This window comes from Bacillus sp. DX4.1 (assembly GCF_030348195.1).
Taxonomy (GTDB): Bacteria; Bacillota; Bacilli; order Bacillales; family Bacillaceae_G; genus Bacillus_A.
This window is the reverse complement of the sequence record NZ_JAUCFT010000008.1, coordinates 1,441,138-1,463,578: the sequence shown is the minus strand read 5'-3', so window position 1 is coordinate 1,463,578 and position 22,441 is coordinate 1,441,138. Positions and strand designations below refer to the sequence as shown.

Annotated in this window: 23 protein-coding genes, 1 pseudogene, 3 riboswitches and 1 other annotated feature; of the genes and pseudogenes, 4 read left to right on the top strand and 20 right to left on the bottom strand. The window is 36.9% G+C overall.

Annotated elements, in window-relative coordinates:
• Positions 1-18: 18 nt before the first annotated feature.
• Positions 19-356: pseudogene (locus QUF99_RS10460) on the top strand (branched-chain amino acid transport system II carrier protein); the annotation flags it as partial.
• Between the two features lie 30 nt (positions 357-386).
• On the opposite strand, the gene QUF99_RS10455 reads toward QUF99_RS10460, so the two are convergent.
• The 6 genes from QUF99_RS10455 to QUF99_RS10430 all read right to left on the bottom strand — a co-directional run bounded on the left by QUF99_RS10455 (position 387) and on the right by QUF99_RS10430 (position 4,756).
• Entirely contained in the window at positions 387-650 is a 264-nt protein-coding gene (locus QUF99_RS10455; protein ID WP_289369927.1) for a DUF3992 domain-containing protein, read from the bottom strand.
• A gap of 264 nt (positions 651-914) precedes the next feature.
• Positions 915-1,547, bottom strand: coding sequence for a response regulator (locus QUF99_RS10450; RefSeq protein ID WP_289369925.1), 633 nt, complete (start codon positions 1,545-1,547; stop codon positions 915-917).
• A 257-nt stretch (positions 1,548-1,804) separates the two neighbouring features.
• On the bottom strand, positions 1,805-2,845 hold the full coding sequence (locus tag QUF99_RS10445) for a sensor histidine kinase (protein ID WP_289369924.1): 1,041 nt from the start codon (positions 2,843-2,845) through the stop codon (positions 1,805-1,807).
• Positions 2,845-3,585 (bottom strand): cell wall-active antibiotics response protein LiaF, encoded by a 741-nt coding sequence (gene liaF / locus QUF99_RS10440; protein WP_289369923.1) that lies wholly within the window; start codon positions 3,583-3,585, stop codon positions 2,845-2,847. The genes QUF99_RS10445 and liaF overlap by 1 nt, the downstream gene beginning before the upstream one ends.
• A 106-nt stretch (positions 3,586-3,691) precedes the next feature.
• The gene (locus QUF99_RS10435) at positions 3,692-4,354 is read right to left on the bottom strand and encodes a PspA/IM30 family protein (RefSeq protein ID WP_289369921.1); all 663 of its coding nucleotides are present in this window, start codon (positions 4,352-4,354) and stop codon (positions 3,692-3,694) included.
• Positions 4,355-4,396: 42 nt separating this feature from the next.
• Positions 4,397-4,756 carry a lmo0954 family membrane protein gene (locus QUF99_RS10430; protein ID WP_286124183.1) on the bottom strand — a complete coding sequence of 120 codons (360 nt, stop codon included), beginning with the start codon at positions 4,754-4,756 and terminating at the stop codon, positions 4,397-4,399.
• A gap of 348 nt (positions 4,757-5,104) precedes the next feature.
• On the opposite strand from QUF99_RS10430, the gene QUF99_RS10425 reads away from it, so the two are divergent.
• A complete protein-coding gene (locus tag QUF99_RS10425; protein ID WP_289369919.1) occupies positions 5,105-5,527 on the top strand; it encodes a GNAT family N-acetyltransferase in 423 nt (140 codons plus the stop codon).
• Positions 5,528-5,604: 77 nt separating this feature from the next.
• Here the strand turns inward: QUF99_RS10425 and QUF99_RS10420 are convergent, their stop codons facing one another.
• The 3 genes from QUF99_RS10420 to gltP form a co-directional block, all read right to left on the bottom strand.
• Positions 5,605-6,921 (bottom strand): Na+/H+ antiporter NhaC family protein, encoded by a 1,317-nt coding sequence (locus QUF99_RS10420; protein WP_289369918.1) that lies wholly within the window; start codon positions 6,919-6,921, stop codon positions 5,605-5,607.
• Positions 6,922-7,016: 95 nt separating this feature from the next.
• Positions 7,017-7,121: riboswitch (SAM riboswitch) on the bottom strand.
• A gap of 143 nt (positions 7,122-7,264) precedes the next feature.
• Positions 7,265-7,792 (bottom strand): ribonuclease FAU-1 family protein, encoded by a 528-nt coding sequence (locus tag QUF99_RS10415; RefSeq protein WP_289369916.1) that lies wholly within the window; start codon positions 7,790-7,792, stop codon positions 7,265-7,267.
• Positions 7,793-7,856: 64 nt separating this feature from the next.
• Positions 7,857-9,128 (bottom strand): glutamate/aspartate:proton symporter GltP, encoded by a 1,272-nt coding sequence (gltP, locus tag QUF99_RS10410; RefSeq protein ID WP_289369914.1) that lies wholly within the window; start codon positions 9,126-9,128, stop codon positions 7,857-7,859.
• 423 nt (positions 9,129-9,551) lie between these two features.
• On the opposite strand from gltP, the gene QUF99_RS10405 reads away from it, so the two are divergent.
• A complete protein-coding gene (locus QUF99_RS10405) occupies positions 9,552-10,826 on the top strand; it encodes a murein hydrolase activator EnvC family protein (RefSeq protein WP_289369912.1) in 1,275 nt (424 codons plus the stop codon).
• 129 nt (positions 10,827-10,955) lie between these two features.
• Positions 10,956-11,120 carry a hypothetical protein gene (locus QUF99_RS10400; protein ID WP_289369911.1) on the top strand — a complete coding sequence of 55 codons (165 nt, stop codon included), beginning with the start codon at positions 10,956-10,958 and terminating at the stop codon, positions 11,118-11,120.
• Between the two features lie 101 nt (positions 11,121-11,221).
• Here QUF99_RS10400 and QUF99_RS10395 read toward each other — a convergent pair whose 3' ends face one another.
• From QUF99_RS10395 to lysA, 11 genes are all read right to left on the bottom strand, one after another.
• Positions 11,222-12,580, bottom strand: coding sequence for a sodium-dependent transporter (locus QUF99_RS10395; protein WP_289369909.1), 1,359 nt, complete (start codon positions 12,578-12,580; stop codon positions 11,222-11,224).
• 110 nt (positions 12,581-12,690) lie between these two features.
• Positions 12,691-12,939: a binding site (T-box leader), on the bottom strand.
• Positions 12,940-13,457: 518 nt separating this feature from the next.
• Positions 13,458-14,072 (bottom strand): NAD(P)-binding protein, encoded by a 615-nt coding sequence (locus QUF99_RS10390; protein WP_289369908.1) that lies wholly within the window; start codon positions 14,070-14,072, stop codon positions 13,458-13,460.
• Entirely contained in the window at positions 14,047-14,799 is a 753-nt protein-coding gene (locus tag QUF99_RS10385; protein ID WP_289369907.1) for a sirohydrochlorin chelatase, read from the bottom strand. Before QUF99_RS10385 ends, QUF99_RS10390 begins: the two co-directional genes overlap by 26 nt.
• A gap of 1 nt (position 14,800) precedes the next feature.
• Complete coding sequence (gene cobA / locus QUF99_RS10380) at positions 14,801-15,577, bottom strand: uroporphyrinogen-III C-methyltransferase (RefSeq protein ID WP_289369905.1); 777 nt, start codon at positions 15,575-15,577, stop codon at positions 14,801-14,803.
• 84 nt (positions 15,578-15,661) lie between these two features.
• Positions 15,662-15,874 (bottom strand): DUF3906 family protein, encoded by a 213-nt coding sequence (locus QUF99_RS10375; RefSeq protein ID WP_289369903.1) that lies wholly within the window; start codon positions 15,872-15,874, stop codon positions 15,662-15,664.
• 12 nt (positions 15,875-15,886) lie between these two features.
• Entirely contained in the window at positions 15,887-17,509 is a 1,623-nt protein-coding gene (locus QUF99_RS10370; RefSeq protein WP_289369902.1) for a nitrite/sulfite reductase, read from the bottom strand.
• 157 nt (positions 17,510-17,666) lie between these two features.
• On the bottom strand, positions 17,667-18,266 hold the full coding sequence (gene cysC / locus QUF99_RS10365) for an adenylyl-sulfate kinase (RefSeq protein ID WP_289369901.1): 600 nt from the start codon (positions 18,264-18,266) through the stop codon (positions 17,667-17,669).
• A 12-nt stretch (positions 18,267-18,278) separates the two neighbouring features.
• Positions 18,279-19,415, bottom strand: a complete 1,137-nt coding sequence (sat, locus tag QUF99_RS10360) for a sulfate adenylyltransferase (protein WP_289369900.1) — start codon at positions 19,413-19,415, stop codon at positions 18,279-18,281.
• Positions 19,416-19,460: 45 nt separating this feature from the next.
• On the bottom strand, positions 19,461-20,162 hold the full coding sequence (locus QUF99_RS10355; protein ID WP_289369898.1) for a phosphoadenylyl-sulfate reductase: 702 nt from the start codon (positions 20,160-20,162) through the stop codon (positions 19,461-19,463).
• Between the two features lie 83 nt (positions 20,163-20,245).
• Complete coding sequence (locus QUF99_RS10350) at positions 20,246-20,389, bottom strand: YezD family protein (RefSeq protein ID WP_003196202.1); 144 nt, start codon at positions 20,387-20,389, stop codon at positions 20,246-20,248.
• 70 nt (positions 20,390-20,459) lie between these two features.
• Positions 20,460-20,567: riboswitch (SAM riboswitch) on the bottom strand.
• Positions 20,568-20,687: 120 nt separating this feature from the next.
• Entirely contained in the window at positions 20,688-22,004 is a 1,317-nt protein-coding gene (gene lysA / locus QUF99_RS10345) for a diaminopimelate decarboxylase (protein ID WP_289369895.1), read from the bottom strand.
• Between the two features lie 177 nt (positions 22,005-22,181).
• A riboswitch (Lysine riboswitch) is annotated at positions 22,182-22,363 on the bottom strand.
• Between the last annotated feature and the right edge of the window lie 78 nt (positions 22,364-22,441).

The following is a 22,441-nucleotide window of genomic DNA, read 5'->3' as shown; positions in this document are numbered from 1 at the left end:
ACGTTCAGTGCGGAACCGAAAATCATCGTAATCTCTGTTCCAATTTTACTTGTTATCTATCCAATTGCTATCGTACTTGTACTATTATCACTACTGCATAAATACTTTAGTGGTTATCGCTCTGTTTAGCTTTAATTGGTGTAGCAGTAACCAGTGTGTTTGATGACTTAAAACAAGCAAATTTACCAGTAGCATTCGTTACTTCTTACTTTGAATCTATCCCATTTTATAATGAAGGTATTGGCTGGCTTTTACCAGCACTAGGTGGAGCAGTAATCGGTTTTTCAATTGCAAAAGTAACGGGTGCAAAACCAATCCCCTTGACGGAAGAAGCTTCTAAATTCAAGGCTTCTTAATATAAAAAACTCCCGAGTTCGGGAGTTTTTTTATATTTGATAGGAACTATTCGTAAAACTGCCTACTTTATATGCCTTTGTATAATACTCTAGATTTGTATCAACCATTTCTACCTTTACAACATCATAGCCATCCGTTTGTTTTACTAGAAATAAATAATGCTCTTCTGTTGCTTCAATAATTGCAATACAATCTGTCTCTACATCATATTGCTTCTTAAGTGCTTGCAACACGTTCACATAATTTCCTAACGTTTCTTTTTTACTCGTTTCAAATATTGTTTGAACTAACATACAATTTCCCCCTTTGTATGTACTGCTTTCAATTAAATGATAACGCTTTCAAAAGGGTGCGTCAATAAAGTGAAACTTTAATCAGTGGGGGTTTTCTTCATCCCCACTGATTATTAGCCCCTACCAATCGGGCTTTTACGGGCTGTTTATCTCCCACCTAAACTTCTTTGTAATCCTCAAGTTTTGAGGTGGGAGTTTTACAGCCCGTTAATGCGGGATAAAAAAACTTCCACCCGTACATAGACATTCGATGGAAGTTTTGCCTCACTTCGTTAACTGATGACGAAATGCATAAATAACCGCCTGTGTACGATCACTTACGTTTAATTTATTTAAAATGTTGCTTACATGTGTCTTCACCGTTTTTAATGCAATAAATAACTCATCTGCAATTTCTTGGTTGCTCTTTCCTTCTGCAATTAATAATAAAATCTCAGACTCTCGTTCTGTTAAATCTTCGTGTAGAGGCTGCTCTTTCTTTTGACGCATACGTGACATCATTTTTCCGGTAACTTTCGGCTCTAGCACTGTTTCTCCGTCGTATGTTGCCCGCACCGCATCAGCTATATCGCTTGCTCTTGATGTTTTTAATAAATAACTGGTTGCACCTGCTTCAATGACTGGGTATAGTTTTTCATCATCTAAAAAGCTTGTCACAACAACAATTTTTGCTTCCGGCCACTCTTGAATAATCGCACGCGTCGCCTCAACACCATCCATATCATCCATGACAAGGTCCATTAAAATAATATCTGGTTTTAATGCTAATGCTAATTCTGAACCTTTTCTCCCGTTCTCCGCTTCTCCTACAACTTCAATATCCGGCTGCGTTGATAAATAAGCGGATACACCCATACGAACCATCTCATGATCATCAACAAGCAATACTTTAATCATGTTATTCCCCCTCTCTTTCTATCATAAAGTAAAACGTTAATAATTTTGGATCTTACTATATAAATGCAAATTAAAAAACCGACATAAAACCCTTCTTTTTAGGTGGGAGAGAGCATCCGGCCATGCATAGAAGCGGTCAGTTCCTTTTCCTGCCCCAGACACAGTGAAAACAATGAGAGAAAACGAGTGCAGATCACCTTTTGTTATCCATACCCCCGGCTTATATGTCGAAAAATCAAAATGGATTTATATACCCGTTAATGCGGGATAAATGGTACTTTGACCTCAATTTGCGTTCCTTTATTCGGGAAACTTAGTACTTTTAAAGTTCCACCAATTTCATGGACGCGCTCTTGCATAGACTGAAGACCATATGATCCAGCCTTATTGACACCTACTTCAAACCCAACGCCATCATCAATAATTTTTAAAATCGCATATTTATCAATTTGGCGTAGCCGCACTTCTGTTTTCTTCGCTTTCGCATGTCGTAATGTATTGGACAACGCTTCTTGTACAATACGGAATAAGTGATCCTCTACACCTTTTTTCAATTGAATTGGCTCAATTAACCATTCAATTTTCATATGTTGTTTTCTTGAAAGCTCTGTTAATAATTCTTCGATACCTTCTGTTAATTTTTTGCCTTCTAATTGTACCGGGCGTAGATGCAGCAACAATGCCCTCATTTCTGATTGCGCATTTACGACCATATTTTCAACAAGTTGCAATTGTTTTTGCGTTGTTTCTGGTATATGGACCCTCTGCTCATTAATAGCTGACATCATCATAGACATTGCAAAAAGCTGTTGACTGACTGAATCATGAAGCTCTCTAGCTAATCTATGTCGCTCTTGAGAAATGGCCTCTTGTCTCATCTCTTCATTCCAATGTGCTCGTTCGTTCGTTACCTTTTGAAATAATCCCGCTTGCTCCTCTAATCGCCTAGCAAGCACAATCACCTTTCGCTCTACTTCATGAAATTCATCTTCTGACGTAAAAGAAACATCCTTTGGGAAATTCCCTCGTTCTACTTCAAATAAAAAGGTGGTTAAACCTTGAATACGCTGCTGCATATAATAGCCGATTGCATACCCAACAATTCCCCCAATGAGAAGACTCGTACTTATAATAAACAAGCCAATTGGAACAGAAGCAATGGATTCTTTCCATAACAAATCATATACATGCTGCCCGCTTTTCCATACATATATAATGGTACAAATGAGTGCAATGCTAACAGAAGATAACATAGAGTAGCGAATATACATCCATGAAATACTCTTTTGCTTTTTCATTATACTTTCCTCACTTCCGTATCGCCTACGATAAGCGAAGAAATAATTTTAATGCGGCGAGGCGCTTCTTTATACTGTGCTGTTTTAAACGTCACATTGCGGTTAAAGCCTGTTTCTTCATGACCAGGAAGCAAAACTCTCCCAATAATAACAGAATGATTTAAAGATAGTTCAATATCATACGGAACATACAAACGAATATTACCAATAACACCTCGAATGATAATAACGGTTTCTCCTTCCGGAACCATTGCCGTCGTCAAATCAATTTCAACGTCACAGGCCCCGTACTGGACATTAATATCTTCTAACTCATAAATATGATCCATCACTCGTACGTTACCAACCATCATATTCTTAAGATACGGTTCTGTTCGATAGATTTGTTTTTCTTCATCTATATATCCCTTTTCTTTAATCTCCACCTGTACAGTTTTTGGCTTCTGCTGACCTTGAATAAGCTCATAACCAATGAAAGCTAAACAAGCAAATAAAACGAGAACGAAGGCTGCTGATGAAAACAGAAAGAATAAGAAAATAATTCCTCCGACAAATAAAAATACATTCCCTCTCACATATCGGTTCTTTTTTCGATAATGTCTTCCAAACATAATCATAAAAAATGCAAAAATAAGGGCACCCGGTTCAAAACGTCCGAGAATCATATCAAGAAAAAGACCAAATCCAAATATGATGAGGAGCATCCCCACTAATTGTGTTTTTGAAAATTGTTTCTTCATTGCAGCTCCCCCTTCTTCATCACTTTACATAGAAGAAAAAGGTATTGCTTTCCAACACCTTTTCTTCTATCACTATATCATAAGCTCATTTTATAATGTACTACAATTATTTTATCACTTCTTTTGTTAAAGATACTTCAGCATTTTCTTTCATTTCACGCTCAAGCTTTGCAATTTTCATATCAAATGTATCACGTTCATGCTCTCCATTCATGCGAAGCTCTAGGTCACGAATATGATCTTCAATTTCCTCAAATCGTAAGAATGGATTATTCTCATCCATTTTATGAAGTGCTGAATTCATACGGCGGTTTGCATGCGCCATATTTTCGCGCGCCATTAACTCCATACGTTTCGCATTCATTTCTTTTAATTTATTTTTCATTTCAAACAGTCTGCGCTCTAATTCATCAATTTGCTCCACAACCCCTGCATACATTTCTTCTAAGCGAGCAACTTGCCCCTCATAGTATGCTACTTCTTCTAGTGCACGTTCATACAATTGAATTTCCCCTGCTTCTTGTGCAATTACAGCTTGCTTTGATCTTTTATTTACGAAATAACGAGCCTGCTCAAGCTCACGAGCAAAGTTAGATTTTAAAGTTTTATGTCGCTCGATTAACTTTTCAATTTTCGTTACTTCACGCTCACTATCGCGTAAATATTGATTTAGCATCGCAATTGGATTTTTTCTCTCTTTTTCATCTAACACATTGTGAAAATCTGCAAGTATGGCATCGCGTACACGTCCGAATAAAGATTGTTTCATTATAATCTTCCTCTCTTCTACTATATTATTAGTTATTTGATATTAGTTATTTTTCATTAATTTGTTCCACTCGTCTTCAAAGTTGCTATATGGTTTAGAACCTTCTGAAGTAGAATTTACTACTGTATCTTTTCCTTTTTTCCACTCACGGTATCCGTAGTATAAAACTACTAATGCTGCGATACCGATTAATGCTGGGGAATGAGATAAGGCAATTGACAAGCCAACTAAACCGACAATACCCCAAGCTAACTTTCCAAAAAATGATTGTGCTCGCACAAATGATTTATAGCTCCAGTACACAATCCCTGCTCCAATTGCGAATCCTACAATACCAGCAAGACTACCAAGAGCAATTAAAGCCAAAATACCGGCTGCGATAAACGCTAGAAATTGTTTCATCTTGTGCTTGCCTCCCTTCGATTTGATACTCTTATCTTAACTATTTTTTTAACTTTCCATAACGAGCTTAAGAACCGTTTTCATCTCAGACTTAAGGCTGAGTAGTATTCAGACTTTTGTAGATTTCGTCTATATGTGCAAAGGCGCTATATAGAAACACAGCATTCTCATATCACTCTGAATGATCATGTTCGATCTAAAAGTTCAAAAAAACTGGAACTGAAAAAGATAAAAAAACATCCATACAGGTCTTCAATAAATAATAGTCGCTAAACGAAAAGTGACTATTAAGAAAATTATGTTGAAATGAATTAGAAGGCTATATTCAAATAAAGGGAGACCTATATCATGAATTTACATATTACGAAAGAAATCAATACCACTGATAAAAACTATATAAACAATCAGCTTTATGAATATAATTTAAAGCATTTCCCACCAGATTTAAGAGGAAGGTACTCAGAGATTCATTTATTTCTTAAAGATGAAAATGGAAAAGCTCTCGGGGGATTATTAGGTGAAGTTTGCTGGAATTGGTTAGAGATTCATACTCTTATGATTGATGAAGACATCCGTAAATTAGGATACGGATCTAAATTATTGTTAGAAGTGGAAAAAATCGCTTTAGAGAAAAATTGCAATTTTATAAAAGTTGATACTTTAAGCTTTCAAGCACTAGACTTCTATAAAAAACGCGGCTATAAAGAGTTTGGTATCCTTGAGAATGTAGGAAGAAATTATAAACACTACTATTTAAAAAAGGATTTATAAGTAAAAAAACGCTCAGTGTTTATTCTCTGAGCGTTTTTCATTCTACTTATAGTAAAATCTAACTATTTATGTTGAAATCAAGCTGTTTTATGATACTGCTTTTTTTCCGCTACCTTTGAAAACCGTGGAAAACCTATTAAGATTGAAACTATACCACACACTCCAACTAAGATTGGATAAAACGAATATGGCAACAATTCAATTGGAGACAACGCCGCAAATCCTGCTGCCGTTAACATTTGAGCTCCATATGGAATTAATCCTTGAATACAACATGAAAATAGGTCTAATACACTCGCTGATTTTCGCGGATCAATTTCATATTGATTCGCAATATTTTTAGCAAGAGGTCCAGTGAAAATAATAGAGATTGTATTATTTGCTGTACACATATTCGTCATACTAACTAAGCCAGCAATTCCAAATTCAGCACCTTTTTTCGAACGAATATTACGTGTTAATGTATTCATTAAGAACTGAATGCCACCGTTATATTGAATAATCTCTACCATTCCGCCAATTAGGATTGCTAATAAAACGAGCTCCATCATGCCATTAATTCCCGTTGTTACACTTTTAAAGAAGCTTGCCAATGTGTAGCTACCATCAATAAGACCGATAATACCTGATAAAACTGTTCCACCCGTTAATACAATAAGTACATTCCAACCAAGTAACGCTGTTATCAGTACACCTGCATACGGTAAAATTTTTACCCAATCGAATGCATGAGCTTTTATTTCTGTATTATTTCCAATTGTTAAAACAACCAACAGTACAATCGTAATAATCGCAGCTGGTAATACAATTAAAAAGTTTGTTTTAAACTTATCTTTCATTTCCGTTCCTTGTGAACGAACAGCAGCAATCGTTGTATCTGAAATAAATGAAAGATTGTCACCAAACATCGCTCCACCAACAACTGTTGCCATCGCGAGTGCCAACGAAATATCCGTTTGCCCACTTACCCCGACTGCAATTGGCGCTAACGCAGCAATTGTTCCCATCGATGTTCCCATCGCTAGTGAGATAAACGCCCCAATAATAAAGATTCCGGCAACAATAAACCCTTGCGGTAAAACAGAAAGTGCTAGATTTACCGTCGATTCTACGCCGCCCATTCCTTTTGCTGTTTCAGAAAATGCGCCAGCAAGTACAAAGATTAACACCATAATCATAATATCTGGATTACCTGCTCCTTTGGCAAACCGCTCTACTTTTGTTGTAAAGCTTTCTTTTCGGTTCATCGCTAGTGCAGCCGCTACAGCAATTAAAATTGCTACAAGTATTGGTAATTTATAAAAATCACCAGTAATAATTCCAGAGCCAATAAACAGCGCTAAAAATATCCCAAGTGGTAATAATGCCCACCCATTTCCTCTCGTTTGTTTCAAAATAACATCCTCTCCCTATTTCTAAACCTTTTCTTTTTAATAACAAAAGACCTCTTCCGAAGAGAAGAGGTCTTATACATCTATAAGAAACACTCTCCTCATCTTTCAAGCATACACTTGCTGGATTTGGCACAGCACTCTATGATGAGTCCGCTGCCGAGGCATCGTAGGGCCAGTCCCTCCGCCTCTCTTTATAAGAAGGTTTCATATTTTATTTTTTGTAAAGAATTCTTTCCTAACTTTACTCGTTTACAAATTAAAAGTCAATTATTATTTCCATAAAAATAGTTGGTATTTTTTGATATTTATACAAAAATACGAATACATCAAGCATTTCAAAGAATTAAACTCTACATTTCACTTTTTGAATTTCTTTTTCTAAAATCGCAAACCAGGAAAGCTTTTCCTTTCCAATCGTTTCCATCAGCCATTTTGCCGTAGTCCAAGCTACCTCATATTCTTCTCTGGAAACATCTTCATTCCTATATGCTTCCTCTAACTCATCTTCATCAAGTAAATATATATCACCATTTGGCAATAACACAACATCTAAATATAAATCATCGAAATAAGGCATTCCCCTTTCATCGATTTGATACTCTTTTGCAACATCAATATAATACTGCACAAGCTCTTTTTTTTCATTCAACATCGCTGTAATCGCAAAATTTTTCCCGTTTATAAAATACTGCATCCAAGTATAACCTGCATCTACAATACAAAGCTTCCGATCATTATATTGCTTATAGCTAGGAGCTTTCACTTCATTCATATGTAGTATACCTAACATACCCTCTTGTACCTGTTTCACCGAATATGTTTTATCTATTAACCGTTCCCATGAAGATCCGTCTCCATATTTCCTTTTCATCACGCTACAACCCCTTTTCTATACAGAAAAGCCCCCACGTATTACGTGAGGGCTTTATCGTTCATTAAGCTGCTTGCTTCTCTGAAATTTCTTTTAAATAAGCTTGTCCTTTTGCTTCATCATATTGACCTTCCCACTTAGACATAACAACAGCTGCTAATGAGTTACCAACTACGTTAACTGCTGTACGTGCCATATCGAGAATACGGTCAATACCAGCGATAAATGCTAAACCTTCTGCTGGAATACCTACTGTACCAAGCGTTGCCAATAATACAACGAACGATACACCCGGTACACCCGCAATTCCTTTAGATGTTACCATTAACACAAGCATTAATGTAATTTGCTCTGTAATGGACAAATCAATGCCATACATTTGCGCTAAGAAAATAGCCGCAATTGCTTGATATAATGTTGATCCGTCTAAGTTAAATGAATAACCTGTTGGAATAACGAAAGATGCTACGGCTTTCGGACAACCGAATTTCTCCATCTTTTCCATAATCTTCGGCAAAACCGTCTCTGAGCTTGCTGTAGAATATGCTAAAATAAGCTCGTCTTTTAAAATCTTAAAGAATTGGAAAATATTAATTCCAAATAGTTTCGCTGTCAGCCCTAATACAACAACAACGAAGAAAATCATTGATCCATACACCACAATAACTAACTTTCCAAGTGGAATTAATGATGTTATACCAAACTTAGAAACCGTTACACCAATTAACGCAAATACACCAAACGGTGCAAATTTCATCACTTGGTTTGTAACATAAAACATCGAATCAGCTACACCTTGGAAAAATTGAAGAACTGGTTTTCCTCTTTCCCCAATCGCTGCAACTCCTAAACCAAATAATACGGAGAAGAAAATAATAGCAAGCATATCACCGTCTGCTAACGACTTCATAATATTCGTTGGGACAATATTCACAAATGTATCTGCAAATGAATGACTCTGCACTTGCTCTGTTGTCGCTGTATATTTAGAAATATCAGTCTTTGTTAATTCATCCATATTCACGCCTTTTCCTGGTTGGAAAATATTCGCTATCAATAAACCAAGAGCGATGGCAATTGTTGTAATAATTTCAAAATAAAGGATCGTTTTTCCACCTAATCGACCAAGTTTCTTTACATCACCTACGCCAGCTACACCAACAACGATACTAGCTACCACAATCGGTACAACAATCATTTTAATTAAACGAATGAAGATGTCACCAATTGGTTGTAAATACCCTGCAACTGTGTCATTGCCATAAAAGATTGCTCCCACTGCAATACCAAGTGCAAGCCCTATTAAAATTTGCCACGCAAGTCCAATTCTTTTCATACTTGCAGCAACCCCCTTCTCAGATGTTTATATCTCTATATTTTTTAAAGATATTATGAAATAAAGAAAATAAGAGTATTGTATATTATTCGACAATTCCCTACATTTTCTCCCCTGTTAAAAATGATAAATCAAAAAATGAAATCTGACAACAAAATAAGTTTGTCTGAATACAAATAATTTTCTTGACAAAGATAAACCTCATGTCAGAAAACCTAACATGAGAACGGTTCCATGTGTTATATATCAACTTTTTTTCATCCATTCAATTCTAACACAGCAATCAACACAATATGCGGAAATAACCGTAATTCCAACAATTCACAGTATATTTATAAAGTTTTCTTTACATTATTATTACAACAATAGACATCGTTCTTCTTCTTATGATATATACATCATAGGGAAAGGAGCTAGACACCTATGAAAAAGAAATTTGCAGCTTTTAGTGTATTGGCAGCAGGAACTCTTCTTGTTTCTCCATTGCTTTCACCAGCATACGCAGAAACAAGTCAAGATAAATTATCGAACATTCAAACCGAATTAGAGGGCAATCAACAAGAATTACATACTAAATCAGCAGAGAAAGAACAGATCGAAAAAGAAATACAAGAATTACAGAAACAAATTGACGAATTAACAAATTCTATTAATAAAAATGAAGCGGATTTGAACGCTACAAAAAAAGAAATTAGTAAAACACAGGAAACAATTGCCGAGAAAAAGAAACATATCGAGCAATTACAAACACAAATCGAAACACGTCAAGATGTAATCAAACAACGCTTACAATCCATGCAAGAAAAGCCACGTACAAATATCGTGACAGAAGTATTGATAAACTCAAATAACTTCGCAGACCTCATTGAAAATATGTATTCTGTCAGTTTAATTTTAAATAACGATACAGACATTGTAAAAAAACAAGCAGATGATCAAGAGACTGTAAAAACAGAAAAAGAAGCTGTTGAAAAGAAAGAACAACAACTGAAAGAATCCGAACAAAAATTACAACAAAAACAACAAGAACTACAAACAAATCAACAACAACAACAAACACTAATTAACGATTTGCACGCCAAAGTATTAAAAGTAGATTCTGAGATTGAAGGTTTAGAAGAATCAAAAGACATTTTAGAAAATCAACGTCAAGCCGTTCAAAAAGCAATTGAAGAAGAAAAACGCGTGGAAGAAGCTCGTAAAGCAGAAGAGGCGCGCAAAGCAGAAGAAGCACAAAAGCAAGCTACTGCCTCCGCTAAAGAAGTCGTACAAGCTGCTCCAGCACCGCAAGATACAAACAAAAGCGGATTTATCAAACCAGCAGCTGGTCAAAAAACGTCTGGATTCGGCGCTCGTTCTTTAGATAATCATAAAGGTATTGATATCGCTGCTCCTGGAACAGTTCCAATTATGGCGGCTGCCGATGGCGTTGTCATTCGCTCTGAGTTATCATCCAGTTACGGAAATGTTGTATACTTATCGCATCGTGTAAATGGTAAAACTTACACAACGGTATATGCTCATATGAGTAGCCGCTCTGTATCTAATGGACAAACCGTGAAACAAGGTCAGCAATTAGGGTTTATGGGGAATACTGGTCAATCTTTCGGACAACATTTGCATTTTGAACTTCATATCGGAGAATGGAATGTAGGTAAAACAAACGCAGTTGATCCTTCTCCTTATATCGGATTATAAATAAAAAACTCGGTGCACACCGAGTTTTTTTATTTGCACCAAAGTTTTCAACCCCCATCATTTTTTAACACTTTGTAGGCATTTTACATAGACTAAAACAAAATGCCTATTCATCTGGGAGGGAGACACATGAATACAGAACTACAAGAAATAATAGAAGAGGCAAGAGAAACATATATCGGCCGACTATTTACGTTTAGTGGTTCAGCTATATTTTTAATCGGTTCCTTTATCGCAGTTGTTACAGCTTATAAAACATATAATCGTTTATTAAAAACACCTACATCACAATAAAGTGAAACTTTAATCAGTTGGAATTTCTTCATACCCCACTGATTATTAGCCCTCGCGAATAGCGGGATAAAATAAAAAGGCAGGGAATCCCCCTCGCCTTTTTATTTTGCGAAAATCTTAAATATACCAATCGCATTTAAAAATACAATGACTACTGTTATCGGAATAATATAACGTAGTAAGAAAAACCAAATGTTAAATAATGTTTTTCCCTTCGTTTCTGTAACTTCTAATTCCTTCATTAATAATGTTTTACTCATTTTATTCGGTACAAATAACGAAATTGCTAATACGCCTAGTGGAAGCAATACATTACTCACCGTAAAATCTACTAAGTCAAAAAATGTTTTTCCGAATACTTTTACATCACTCATCACACCAAAGGATAATGCAGCCGGAATTCCAACAGCGAAAATAAGTAATCCAATGATAAATGATGCAGAAGGACGTTTCTTCTCATTATCTTTCGCTACAGAAGCTACAACAATTTCAAGCATAGAAATTGCAGAAGTTAATGTTGCAAAGAAGAATAAAATTAAAAACATAATAAAGAAAAATTGTCCAAATGGAATTTTTGCAAACACAGCCGGAAGAACAATAAATAGTAAACCAGGCCCTTCTGTCGGCTTCACACCTAGAGCAAAAATAGCTGGGAAGATTGCTAATCCTGCAAGCACTGTAATAAACACTGTTAAACTTACAATAGATGTTGCAGATTTTGCTAAATGCTCTTCTTTCTTTAAATACGAACTATATGTTACCATTACCGAAGCTCCCACCGTCAGTGAGAAGAAGGATTGTCCCATCGCATACAAAATAGTATCAGCTGTTAACTTCGTAAAATCAGGTTTTAAGAAAAACTCAACTCCGGCCCATGCCCCCTCTAATGTTAGGGCACGAATAATGATCGCAATAAATAAAATAAATAAGAGCGGCATCATATACTTACTAGCTTTTTCAATTCCCTTTTCTACACCTTTACTTACAACAAAGATAGTACAAAGCATAAAGATCAGTTGCGCCCCTACTGCACTAACCGGATTTGAAATGGTTTGCTCAAACAATTTTCCATATTCAACTGTTCCACTCCAGAAATTACCTGTCACGCTATAATATAAATATAATAAGATCCAACCACCAACAACACTATAAAATGATAATACACTAAAGCAGGTTACAACACCCATACGACCAATCCATGGATATAATTTGCTATTCGGTACTAACATTTTATATGCAGTAACTGCTTCTTTCTGCGTACTACGGCCAATGACAAACTCTGCTAAAAGAAGGGGCATACCGATAAATAAAGTTAATAATAAAAAGACTAGAAAAAACGCTCCCCCTCCACCATTACCTGCAACATATGGAAACTTCCATATTGCACCAAGTCCTACTGCGGCTCCGGCTGCTGCGAGTACAAAACCAATTTTCGACGTCCATTGCTGTGTTTCTTTCATTGTTCATTCTCCTTTTCTGAATTTTTCCACTTTTCACAATTATACACTTTCATTTCATACTCGCCCACCTCCTTTAAAAATAAAAAAGTCCCCTACACGCATTTCTGCATGTAGAGGACGATATATGTAATATAATACCGTGGTACCACCTCAATTGGATAAAAATAATCCCACTTTTTCAGGTACGGGAAAAAGTCCGATACCCTATCCTTTTAACGGCGGAACCCGGGTTGCCTACTAAACAGTTCAGCATACCTCTCGCAAGCCCATTCAGTATATTTTATCGTACCGGGCTCACACCTTATCCCAGCTCTCTGAACGCATCCAATATACGTACTTTTCTTGCTCATCGATTTCATGTATTGAAGTTACTTGTGATTATAGAGTAGATTGTTATATTTGTAAAGAAGAATTTCATTTATATTTCCTATATAAATCCATTTTGATTTTTCTACATATAGCCGCGGCTATGGATAACAAAAGGTGACCTGCACTCGTTTTCTCTCTTTGTTTTCACTGTGTCTGGGGCAGGAAAAGGATCTGACCACTTCTATGCATGGCCAGATGCTCTCTCCCACCTAAAAAGAAGGGTTTTATGTCGGTTTTTTAATTTGCATTTATATATATAAATCCATTTTGATTTTTCTACATATAAACCGCGGCTATGGATAACAAACGGTGACCTGCACTCGTTTTCTCTCTTTGTTTTCACTGTGTCTGGGGCAGGAAAAGGATCTGACCGCTTCTATGCATGGCCAGATGCTCTCTCCCACCTAAAAAGAAGGGTTTTATGTCGGTTTTTTAATTTGCATTTAAATACATAAACAAGTGTACATTTTTAATGCATCAAATATCATATACATGTAACATCCTTCTATTATACGATAATTCTTTCATCTAATTGGCGTAAAAAAGTTTCTCTTTTTTGCTGATTTTGGATATACTCATACTTCAAAACTTCTTGTAATAAAATATTCTGTTGGCTTTTTTCTAGAGACAATTGCTTCACTTTCATTCCTACTTCATATAAAAAATCAAGGTATTCTTCATATGCCTCATCATATTTTGTCGCGATATCATCACGGATTTTTTTTGCAAGCTTGGGACTTGCACCACCTGTAGAAACTGCTACATTTAGCTTTCCGCGATGGATAGCCGCAGGAAAATGCACATTCCCGCTTTCTGGATTGGTAATTACATTGACGAGCTGATTTGACGATGCCTCTTGTGCGATACGTTCATTTAATAATGGATCGCTTGTAGCTGCCACTACTAAAAATGCGCTTTCTAAGTCACTTTTTGCATACTCTTTTTGAAACCAACTAATCTGTTTCGCTTCGAAAAGCTTTACTAAACTTGCATCTAGTTCACGACTCACTACAACTATATTCGCTCCTTCTTTTAATAAAGGAGCTATTTTAAACGCCGCGACTCGACCACCGCCAATTACAACGACATGTTTATTTTCAATTCGTACTGTAAGTGGATACACGCTCATCTCCCCTTAATATTTCTTCTGTTTTCTGAATTAACATCTCTTGAAATACATAGTTTTCTCCTAAATAAGGACCTATATTTATATTCGCAGACTGATATCCGCGCACTTCCTTTTCAATATGTTTCATTAATAACCCTGTAAATAATAAATAAGGTAGAACGACAACATTCTCCTCTTTTCGTTCTACAACTTCTTTTAACTTTTCCTCAAACCTTGGCTCTGCCGCCGCTAAATAACATACTTCTACCCTTTTAATTTTCTCTTCTTTTTCAAACAGTGAAGCAATATGCTGCATATCCTGTAACGTTTGTGGATCACTACTTCCTCTCGCAACGAGCAGGAGGGCCACTCCATTTTCAAACTCGTTGATACCACTTCCTTCATACGTAGCCGACACAAGTGATTGTGACACACCAAATGGGTTTCCATATGTAATAGAAATATGAGGATAACTGCTTTGGAATCTTTTTAACTCTTGCGGTATGTCCTCTTTCACATGACCTGCTGCTAATAAAAAGACAGGAACAACAATAACTTCTGTTGCTCCTCCTCTGATGCAAGCAGCAAGGCCTTCACTAATAGAAGGCTTTGCTAACTCTAAAAAACATAGTTCTTGAATAGGAGCTGATACCTGTTTCATACAAGAAGATACAAAAGTTACCGCTTCCTCTTTCGCCGCTCGCAACCTACTTCCATGGCATATATATAACACTGCCTTCATTTTATAGTACTCCACTTACTGGATACGTATTTTCAATCTTTTGTTCAAACCAATGAATTTTTTCACGAAAACGGACAACTTCCCCAATTACAATCATACTCGGATTTTGAATGTTCTCTTTTCCAGAAATCGCAACAATTGTTCCTAGCGTTCCTGTAATTGTTCGCTGAGATGAGGTAGTACCCCACTCAACAATAGCAACTGGTGTTTCTTCTCCTTTTCCATATTTCAAAAGCTGCTCACATATGTAAGGAAGATTGCTTACTCCCATATAAACAGCAAGTGTATCCACACCTTTCGCTAAATTTTCCCATTTCACCTCTTCTTCAGCACCTTCTTTACGATGCCCTGTCACAACAGCAAAACTCGCGCTCGCATCTCGGTGGGTTACAGGGATTCCCGCATATGCTGAAGCGGCTATTCCCGCTGTAATACCAGGCACAATTTCAAAAGGAATGCCTTGATTTGCTAACACTTCTGCTTCTTCACCGCCTCTACCAAACACAAATGGATCCCCGCCTTTTAACCTTGTAACAACTTTTCCTTTTTTTGCATATTTCACTAGAAAAGCGTGAATTGTTTCTTGTTTCATCGTGTGATAATTTGGTAGTTTTCCGCAATAAATTAAATCTGCTTCTGGTTTTGCGTACGCAAGCAGCTCTTTATTGACAAGACGGTCATATAAAATGACATCAGCTTGCTGAATACACTTTACTCCTTTTACAGAAATTAAATCCGGATCCCCTGGCCCCGCCCCAACAATATATACTTTTCCCATCATCTCTCCTCATTTCTACGATAAAGTGAAACTTCCATTCATATTACGAATGGAAGTTAATATTCAAACCAGCATCATTTCGTATTACAATGTCTCCTGTTCATGAATGACAAATGCCGCACCTTTTCGAATCTTCTTTTTTTCATATAGAGAGATTTCTTTCACTTCTGGCAACGGTAAAAAATATTTCTCTAATTCGACTTCCACAAGCCTAAATGCTTGTTCTTCACTTTGTGCAACTACCACTACAGGAACAACAGCATTTTCTAACACAGCTTCAAAACGATATATATCCATATTGTTCCCTCCCTATGATGCAATCACTTCTTCTAAAATTGTGTTTAATACCGCTTGTAAGCTTTCAATACCCACACGTCCAGCAAACTCATAAAATGTTTCTGCTGGAAGTTTATTCTCTTTAAAGTACGTTAAAAACGATGTAAGAACATTCGGCAAATCTGCCCCATCAATTTTCCCTTTTAATTTTTGATTATACGCTCCGCCATCTAAGAGGGTCCCACCTACATAGATCTCAAACGCTTCAACAATTCCTTTTTCTTTTGTTTTCAATTTCACTCCCTGTAAGCCAATGTCAGCAATTTGACGTTGGCCACATGAGTTTGGGCATCCTACCATATGAATACGAACAGGAACGTCTAGAACAAGCTGTGTATCTAAATAATCCGCGATATTGCGCAGTCTTTCTTTCGTTTCTACTAACGCAAGATTACAATACTCAATACCTGTGCATGATACTGCATATCCTATGAAAGATTTTGGGCTTGCAGAAATAGATTCAAATAAAGGTTCTTTTAACAGAGATTCTACGTTTATTTCCGGAACATTCGGAATAATGAAGTTTTGTGAGTTACATGTACGAATTTCCCCATTTCCGTACTGTTTCGCAATTCTAGCAATTTCAAAGAACTCCTGAGAGTGCAAACGACCAACAGGTACGTTAAAACCAACGTATGATAAATCACCTTGCTTTTGTTTATGAACACCGTAGAAATAACCTGCATTCCATCCTTTTAAAGCATCCTTTCCTTTATCATGTAAAGACCCTGTATATTCTAATAATTTTTCTTTAAATTTTTCCGGACCCCAATCGGCAACTAAGAATTTCAAACGTGCTAAATGTCGTTTTTCACGATATCCAAAATCACGAAAGACTGTAGCAATTGCGATTGCGACCGATTTTACTTGCTTAGGAAGTATGAATAAATCTAGCTCTTGCGCTAAATACGGACGGGCAGATAGTCCCCCGCCTACTCGTAAATGGAAGCCTTCCACTAACCTCCCATCCATTTCTTTTATAGCAGGAATAAAAGCAGCACAGTTAATCTCAGCATTTGCTGCATTATATACGTTTGTGCTAATTGACATTTTAAACTTTCGAGGCAAATTCGAAAATTCTTCATTATGTTGGAAGAACTCATATACCTCTTTGACAATTGGTGCTGTATCAAATAGTTCATCACCATCAATACCAGCGAGAGGGTTTCCAATAATATTTCTTGTAATGTCGCCACAAGCTCCCGCTGATGATAATCCCACTTTTTCTAAGCGGTTAAAAATATCTGGTATTTGACCAATTTCAAGCCAATGGAATTGAATAGCCTGTCTTGTGGTAATATCAAGAACATCACGACCATAATCTTCCGCAATAGAAGCTAATACTTCCACTTGTTCATTCGTTAAAATACCAGAAGGAATATTAACACGCATCATAAAATACCCTGCCTCTTTCGGCCGCTGTAAATATAGCCCTGCCCATTTAAACGAATCCCATTCTTCTTTCGGAATGGAGTCGAATCCATTTTCAGCATAATACGGAATATCTTTAAAAATTTCTAAACCATCTTTTGCCAACTTCTTTTTCTCTGTTGTATTTATTTTTTCATTGTTTGCCCATACTTTTTCATAACTCATCGTTTATTCCCCCCTATATAAAGTGAAACTTCCATCAGTGGGGGTCTCTTCATTCCCCACTGATGGTTAGTTGAACGAATCGGGCTCTTACGGGCAGTTACCTCCCACCTATCTTCTTTAATTCCGCAGAATCTTAAGGTGGGAGTCTTACTGCCCGTTAGAGCGGGATAAAGCTACGTTCTTGTAAGTAACTGATAATTTGTTCCGCACATTGCTCGATGGAATGAAGATGCGTTTCTACAATGATTTCCGCTTGAATAGGTTCTTCATAAGGCGAATCTATACCGGTAAATTGCTTAATATCTCCTTGTCTCGCTTTTTTATAAAGACCTTTCGGATCACGCTTCTCACATTCTTCTATTGGACACTTTACAAATACTTCTATAAATTCGCCTTGTTCAAGAACATCTCGCACTTGCCCGCGATCCTCTCGAAATGGTGAAATAAATGCTGTTAATACAATCGTTCCTTGATCTACAAATAATTTTGCCACTTCACCAATGCGGCGAATATTTTCTGTACGATCACTTTCGGAAAATCCTAAATCTTTATTTAAACCGTGACGAATATTATCACCGTCCAGTACATAATTCCCAATATTTCTTTCAAACAATTTTCGGGCAACTCCATTTGCTACCGTTGATTTTCCAGAAGCTGATAATCCTGTAAACCAAAGGACAAAACTATAATGCCCATTTTGTTTCCTACGCTCTTCCTTTGAAACGGATGCAGTGTGCCAAGTAATATTTGAATCCATTCTATTCTCTCCCTACTTTGTAACAGTTTCTTTTTGTAAACCGCGAATTAGTACTTCCACTACTTCTTTCCGGCTAAATGTACTTGGTGGAATCTCACCATTTCTTAATAATTCTCGCACCTTCGTACCTGATAAAATGACATGATCTTCTTTTCTATGCGGACATGTTTTCGTTGAAGCCATCGCTTCACACTTCGTACAATAAAAGCTATGTTCAAAAAAGAGCGGTGTAATCCCTAACTCTTCTACTGTAAAATTCGCAAAGATTTCCTGCGCTTCATACGTACCGTAATAATCACCTACCCCGGCGTGATCACGACCAACGATAAAGTGTGTACAACCGAAATTTTTTCTGACCAGCGCGTGAAATATTGCTTCACGTGGCCCGGCATAGCGCATCGCGGCTGGAAAAACACTCAAAAAGACACGATCATTTGGATAATAATTTTTCAAAAGTACTTCATAGCTTTCCATACGAACATCAGCTGGAATATCATCTGATTTCGTTTCACCAACAAGTGGATTTAAAAAGAGTCCATCTACAATCTCAAGCGCTGATTTTTGGATATATTCATGTGCACGATGAACCGGATTTCTTGTTTGGAAGCCGACTACTGTTTTCCAACCACGCTTTGCAAATTCTGCATGTGTTTCACTTGGATCTAAATGATAAGAAGCGAATTTCCCAGTTTTGAAACGCTTCACAAGTATAATTGTTCCTCCAACATAAACATTCGGACGGTCATATAATTTTTTTACTCCTGGATGTGCAGTGTCAGTTGTTTTATAGACAAGCAACGCTTCCTTCTCTTTATTTGGAACAAAAATATCTTCTATTTGAATCACACCATATGTGAGTCCTTCTTTTACAAGGCGAACTTCTTCCCCAGTTTGTAATTCTTTTGCTTTTTCCTCTGTTACTGGCAGTGTAATGGGGATACTCCATACATCACCGCTTGTCAAACGCATCTTTTCTACAACAGATTGGTAATCATTTTTTCCTAAAAACCCTACGAGCGGAGTATAACCACCTGTTGCAAGAAGGTTTAAATCACTTAAAGAAATTTTGTCTAATTCAATTTCCTTTACAATATGTCCTGTTTCATATGTTTCATCAACTCGATTTACTAATCCCTTTGTATCACTCATTTTTCTGTACTCCTTCTTATTATATTAGGAACGTTCATAGCCTTATTAATCATGAAGGCCACATTCCATTTTCATCTGTCCAGACCATCGACCTTCCCTTGAATCTCCTCCCGCTCCCACAGGTAATGTGCATGTTTCACACCCAATACTTGGATATCCAACATCGTGTAACGGATTATATGGCAAACTATGCTTATATACATAGCGCCATACTTCCTTCCATGTCCAATGAATAAGCGGACATATTTTAATAGATTGAAAGCGATGATCTTGGTTTATAAATTGTGTATGTTTACGCGTTTCAGATTGCTCTCTTCTTAATCCTGATATCCACGCTTTTCCCCCCTTTAAGGATTCTTCTAGCGGTAAAATTTTTCTTAATTTACAGCAAAGATTCGGATTGCGCTCCCACAACTTTTCTCCATGCTCTTTTGCTTGTTCCTCAAGTGTAGAAGCAGGTTGCTTTTCAATAATTTTCAAATCAGGAAATCTTTCTCTCACTCGCTGAATTAAATCGTACGTTTCTTGAAAATGAACGTTCGTATCTAAAAATACAACTTTCGCAGATGGATTTACTTGGTTTATAAGGTGTAACAGCACCATCCCTTCCACTCCAAAGCTGCACGCATACACGATTTCCTCTCCATACTGTTCATACGCCCAACGTAATACTTGTAATGCGCCTTTTGTTTCGTCTTCCTCAGAAAAAGAAATGAAATCTTCTTTCCATGCTTCGTACGTTAACATTGTTTTTCCCCCTGTAACGCAAAAAGACGGTTTTAACCTATGTAATAGGTTAAAACCGCCTCTAGTTTTTCTAGTCAGCGCTTTTATTTTAAGCGTACTTTTTCACTTTTCTCAAGTTGAATCACTTTGCCATCTTGCACAACAATTGTAATTGAGCCATATTTCATATCCGCAAGCATTGTTTGAATTTTCTCAGCTACTTCGTCAAAATGTCCACGCACTCCCACGAACAGCCCCCCTTTTTCATTCATAAAAAAAATCTTTTCCATTTCGAAAAGACTGTTCGGTAATATATTTACCTTATCTTTCAAAATGGATGCCATTTTGCTGGAATTAGCACCTTGCTTCTATAAGCAGGTTGCCGAGCTTCGTTGGGCCAGTTCCCTCCGCTTCTCTTGATAAGCTATTCTTTGTATTTGTATTTTATCATAATTCAGATTTTTTTCATTCCTAGTTTTCCGATATATTTTATATTTTTTTATTTTTTTTAAGGAGCTGTTCACTTTAAACAGCTCCTTTTTCCCATTATACAAGTTCTTTAATACGTATGCGATCGTTTCCAATTATATTTTCATATGTTTCACGGTCAACGACAACTTGTGATTTCCCACCTTTTGCAAAGACTACGGCTGGACGACAGATTCGGTTATAATTATTAGCCATTGAATATCCATATGCTCCCGTACAAGATATTGCTAACAAATCCGCTGAAGCAACTTTCGGTAATTCTATATCCCAAATGAGCATATCTCCGCTCTCACAACACTTTCCAGCAATCGAAACAACCTCTTCATCTTCTTCTTTTCCTCGATTTGCGAGCATTGCCTCATAACGTGCACCATATAAAGCAGGTCGTAAATTATCTGTCATTCCACCATCGACTGACACATATTTACGAATTCCCGGAATATCTTTTACCGCCCCTACTGTATAAAGCGTCGTTCCTGCATCCCCAACAATGCTACGTCCTGGCTCAACCCAAATTTCAGGCAGCGGATACTCACATGCAGTAAATTGTTCTCGCACCGCATTTGTTACAGCTCGCACATACGTCTCAAGTGTAAGTGGTGTATCTCCTTCCGTATATCGAATACCAAAACCGCCACCAACATTTAATACATTCACCGTATAGCCAGTTTGTTCTCTTAGTTCTTCTAGGAAACTACGCAATACTTCAATTGCACGAACAAACCCTGCTGTTTCAAAAATTTGCGAGCCAATATGCGAATGAATACCTAACACGTTATAATTTGATTTTTCTAGTGCCATTTTGATCGCTTGCCAAGCTTGACCTGTTGAAACACCAAAACCAAATTTCGAATCATCTTGCCCCGTTGTAATGTATTCATGTGTATGTGCTTCCACTCCTGGTGTAACACGAATTAATATATTTACGGTTTTCCCATGCTGCTCCGCTAAATCATGTAAAATTTCTAATTCCAAGAAATTATCTACAACAAAACAACCAATATTTGCTTGCAAAGCCATAACCATTTCTTCTTCTGTTTTATTATTGCCATGAAAATGAATGCGTGCTGCTGGAAAACCAGCTTGCAATGCAGTATATAACTCTCCTCCAGAAACAACATCTAGCGACATTTTTTCTTCATGAGCTACTCGGCACATCTCCATGCACAAGAACGCCTTACTTGCATATGCTACTTGGTAAGAGAACCCGCTTTCCTGGAAAGCGCGGTGAAATGCACGACATTTTTCACGAATGGAAACCTCATCGTATACATAAAGTGGTGTCCCATATGTTTTTGCTAACTGTGTCGTGTCACATCCCCCAATTTCTAAGTGTCCTTGCTCATTGATTCGACTTGTGCCGTGTAAATACATTTAAATTCCTCCCTTATTTCCTCAAAAACTTATTACCCCAATCTTCTTCTATCATTGCAGCACGCTTTTAGATAAACAAAAAACGCGCGGAACAATGTTCACACGCGTTTCTTATTAGGAATAATTATGAAAAAATAAACGAGTTGTCATCTTCTCAAATAAGAAACCGCATCAACATCTCCAAATAGCTCTCCATAAGATTAACCTTATGACAGTACTACATTTATTCAACATAGTCCCAATATATGAATGATGTGGTCACCCATATATTTCGGCAATAGTCCCTTTCAAACTATGATCATGGATTCCACTGAATCTCCTATAGCATACTCTTTCCTATTGCGGCCTCTACCTTTGAGAGTAGATGAGGTAAGTCTATTTAATTTTCAAACATCTTTTGTTGCTTTTAAGAATACCAAACGAATAAATTATTTGTC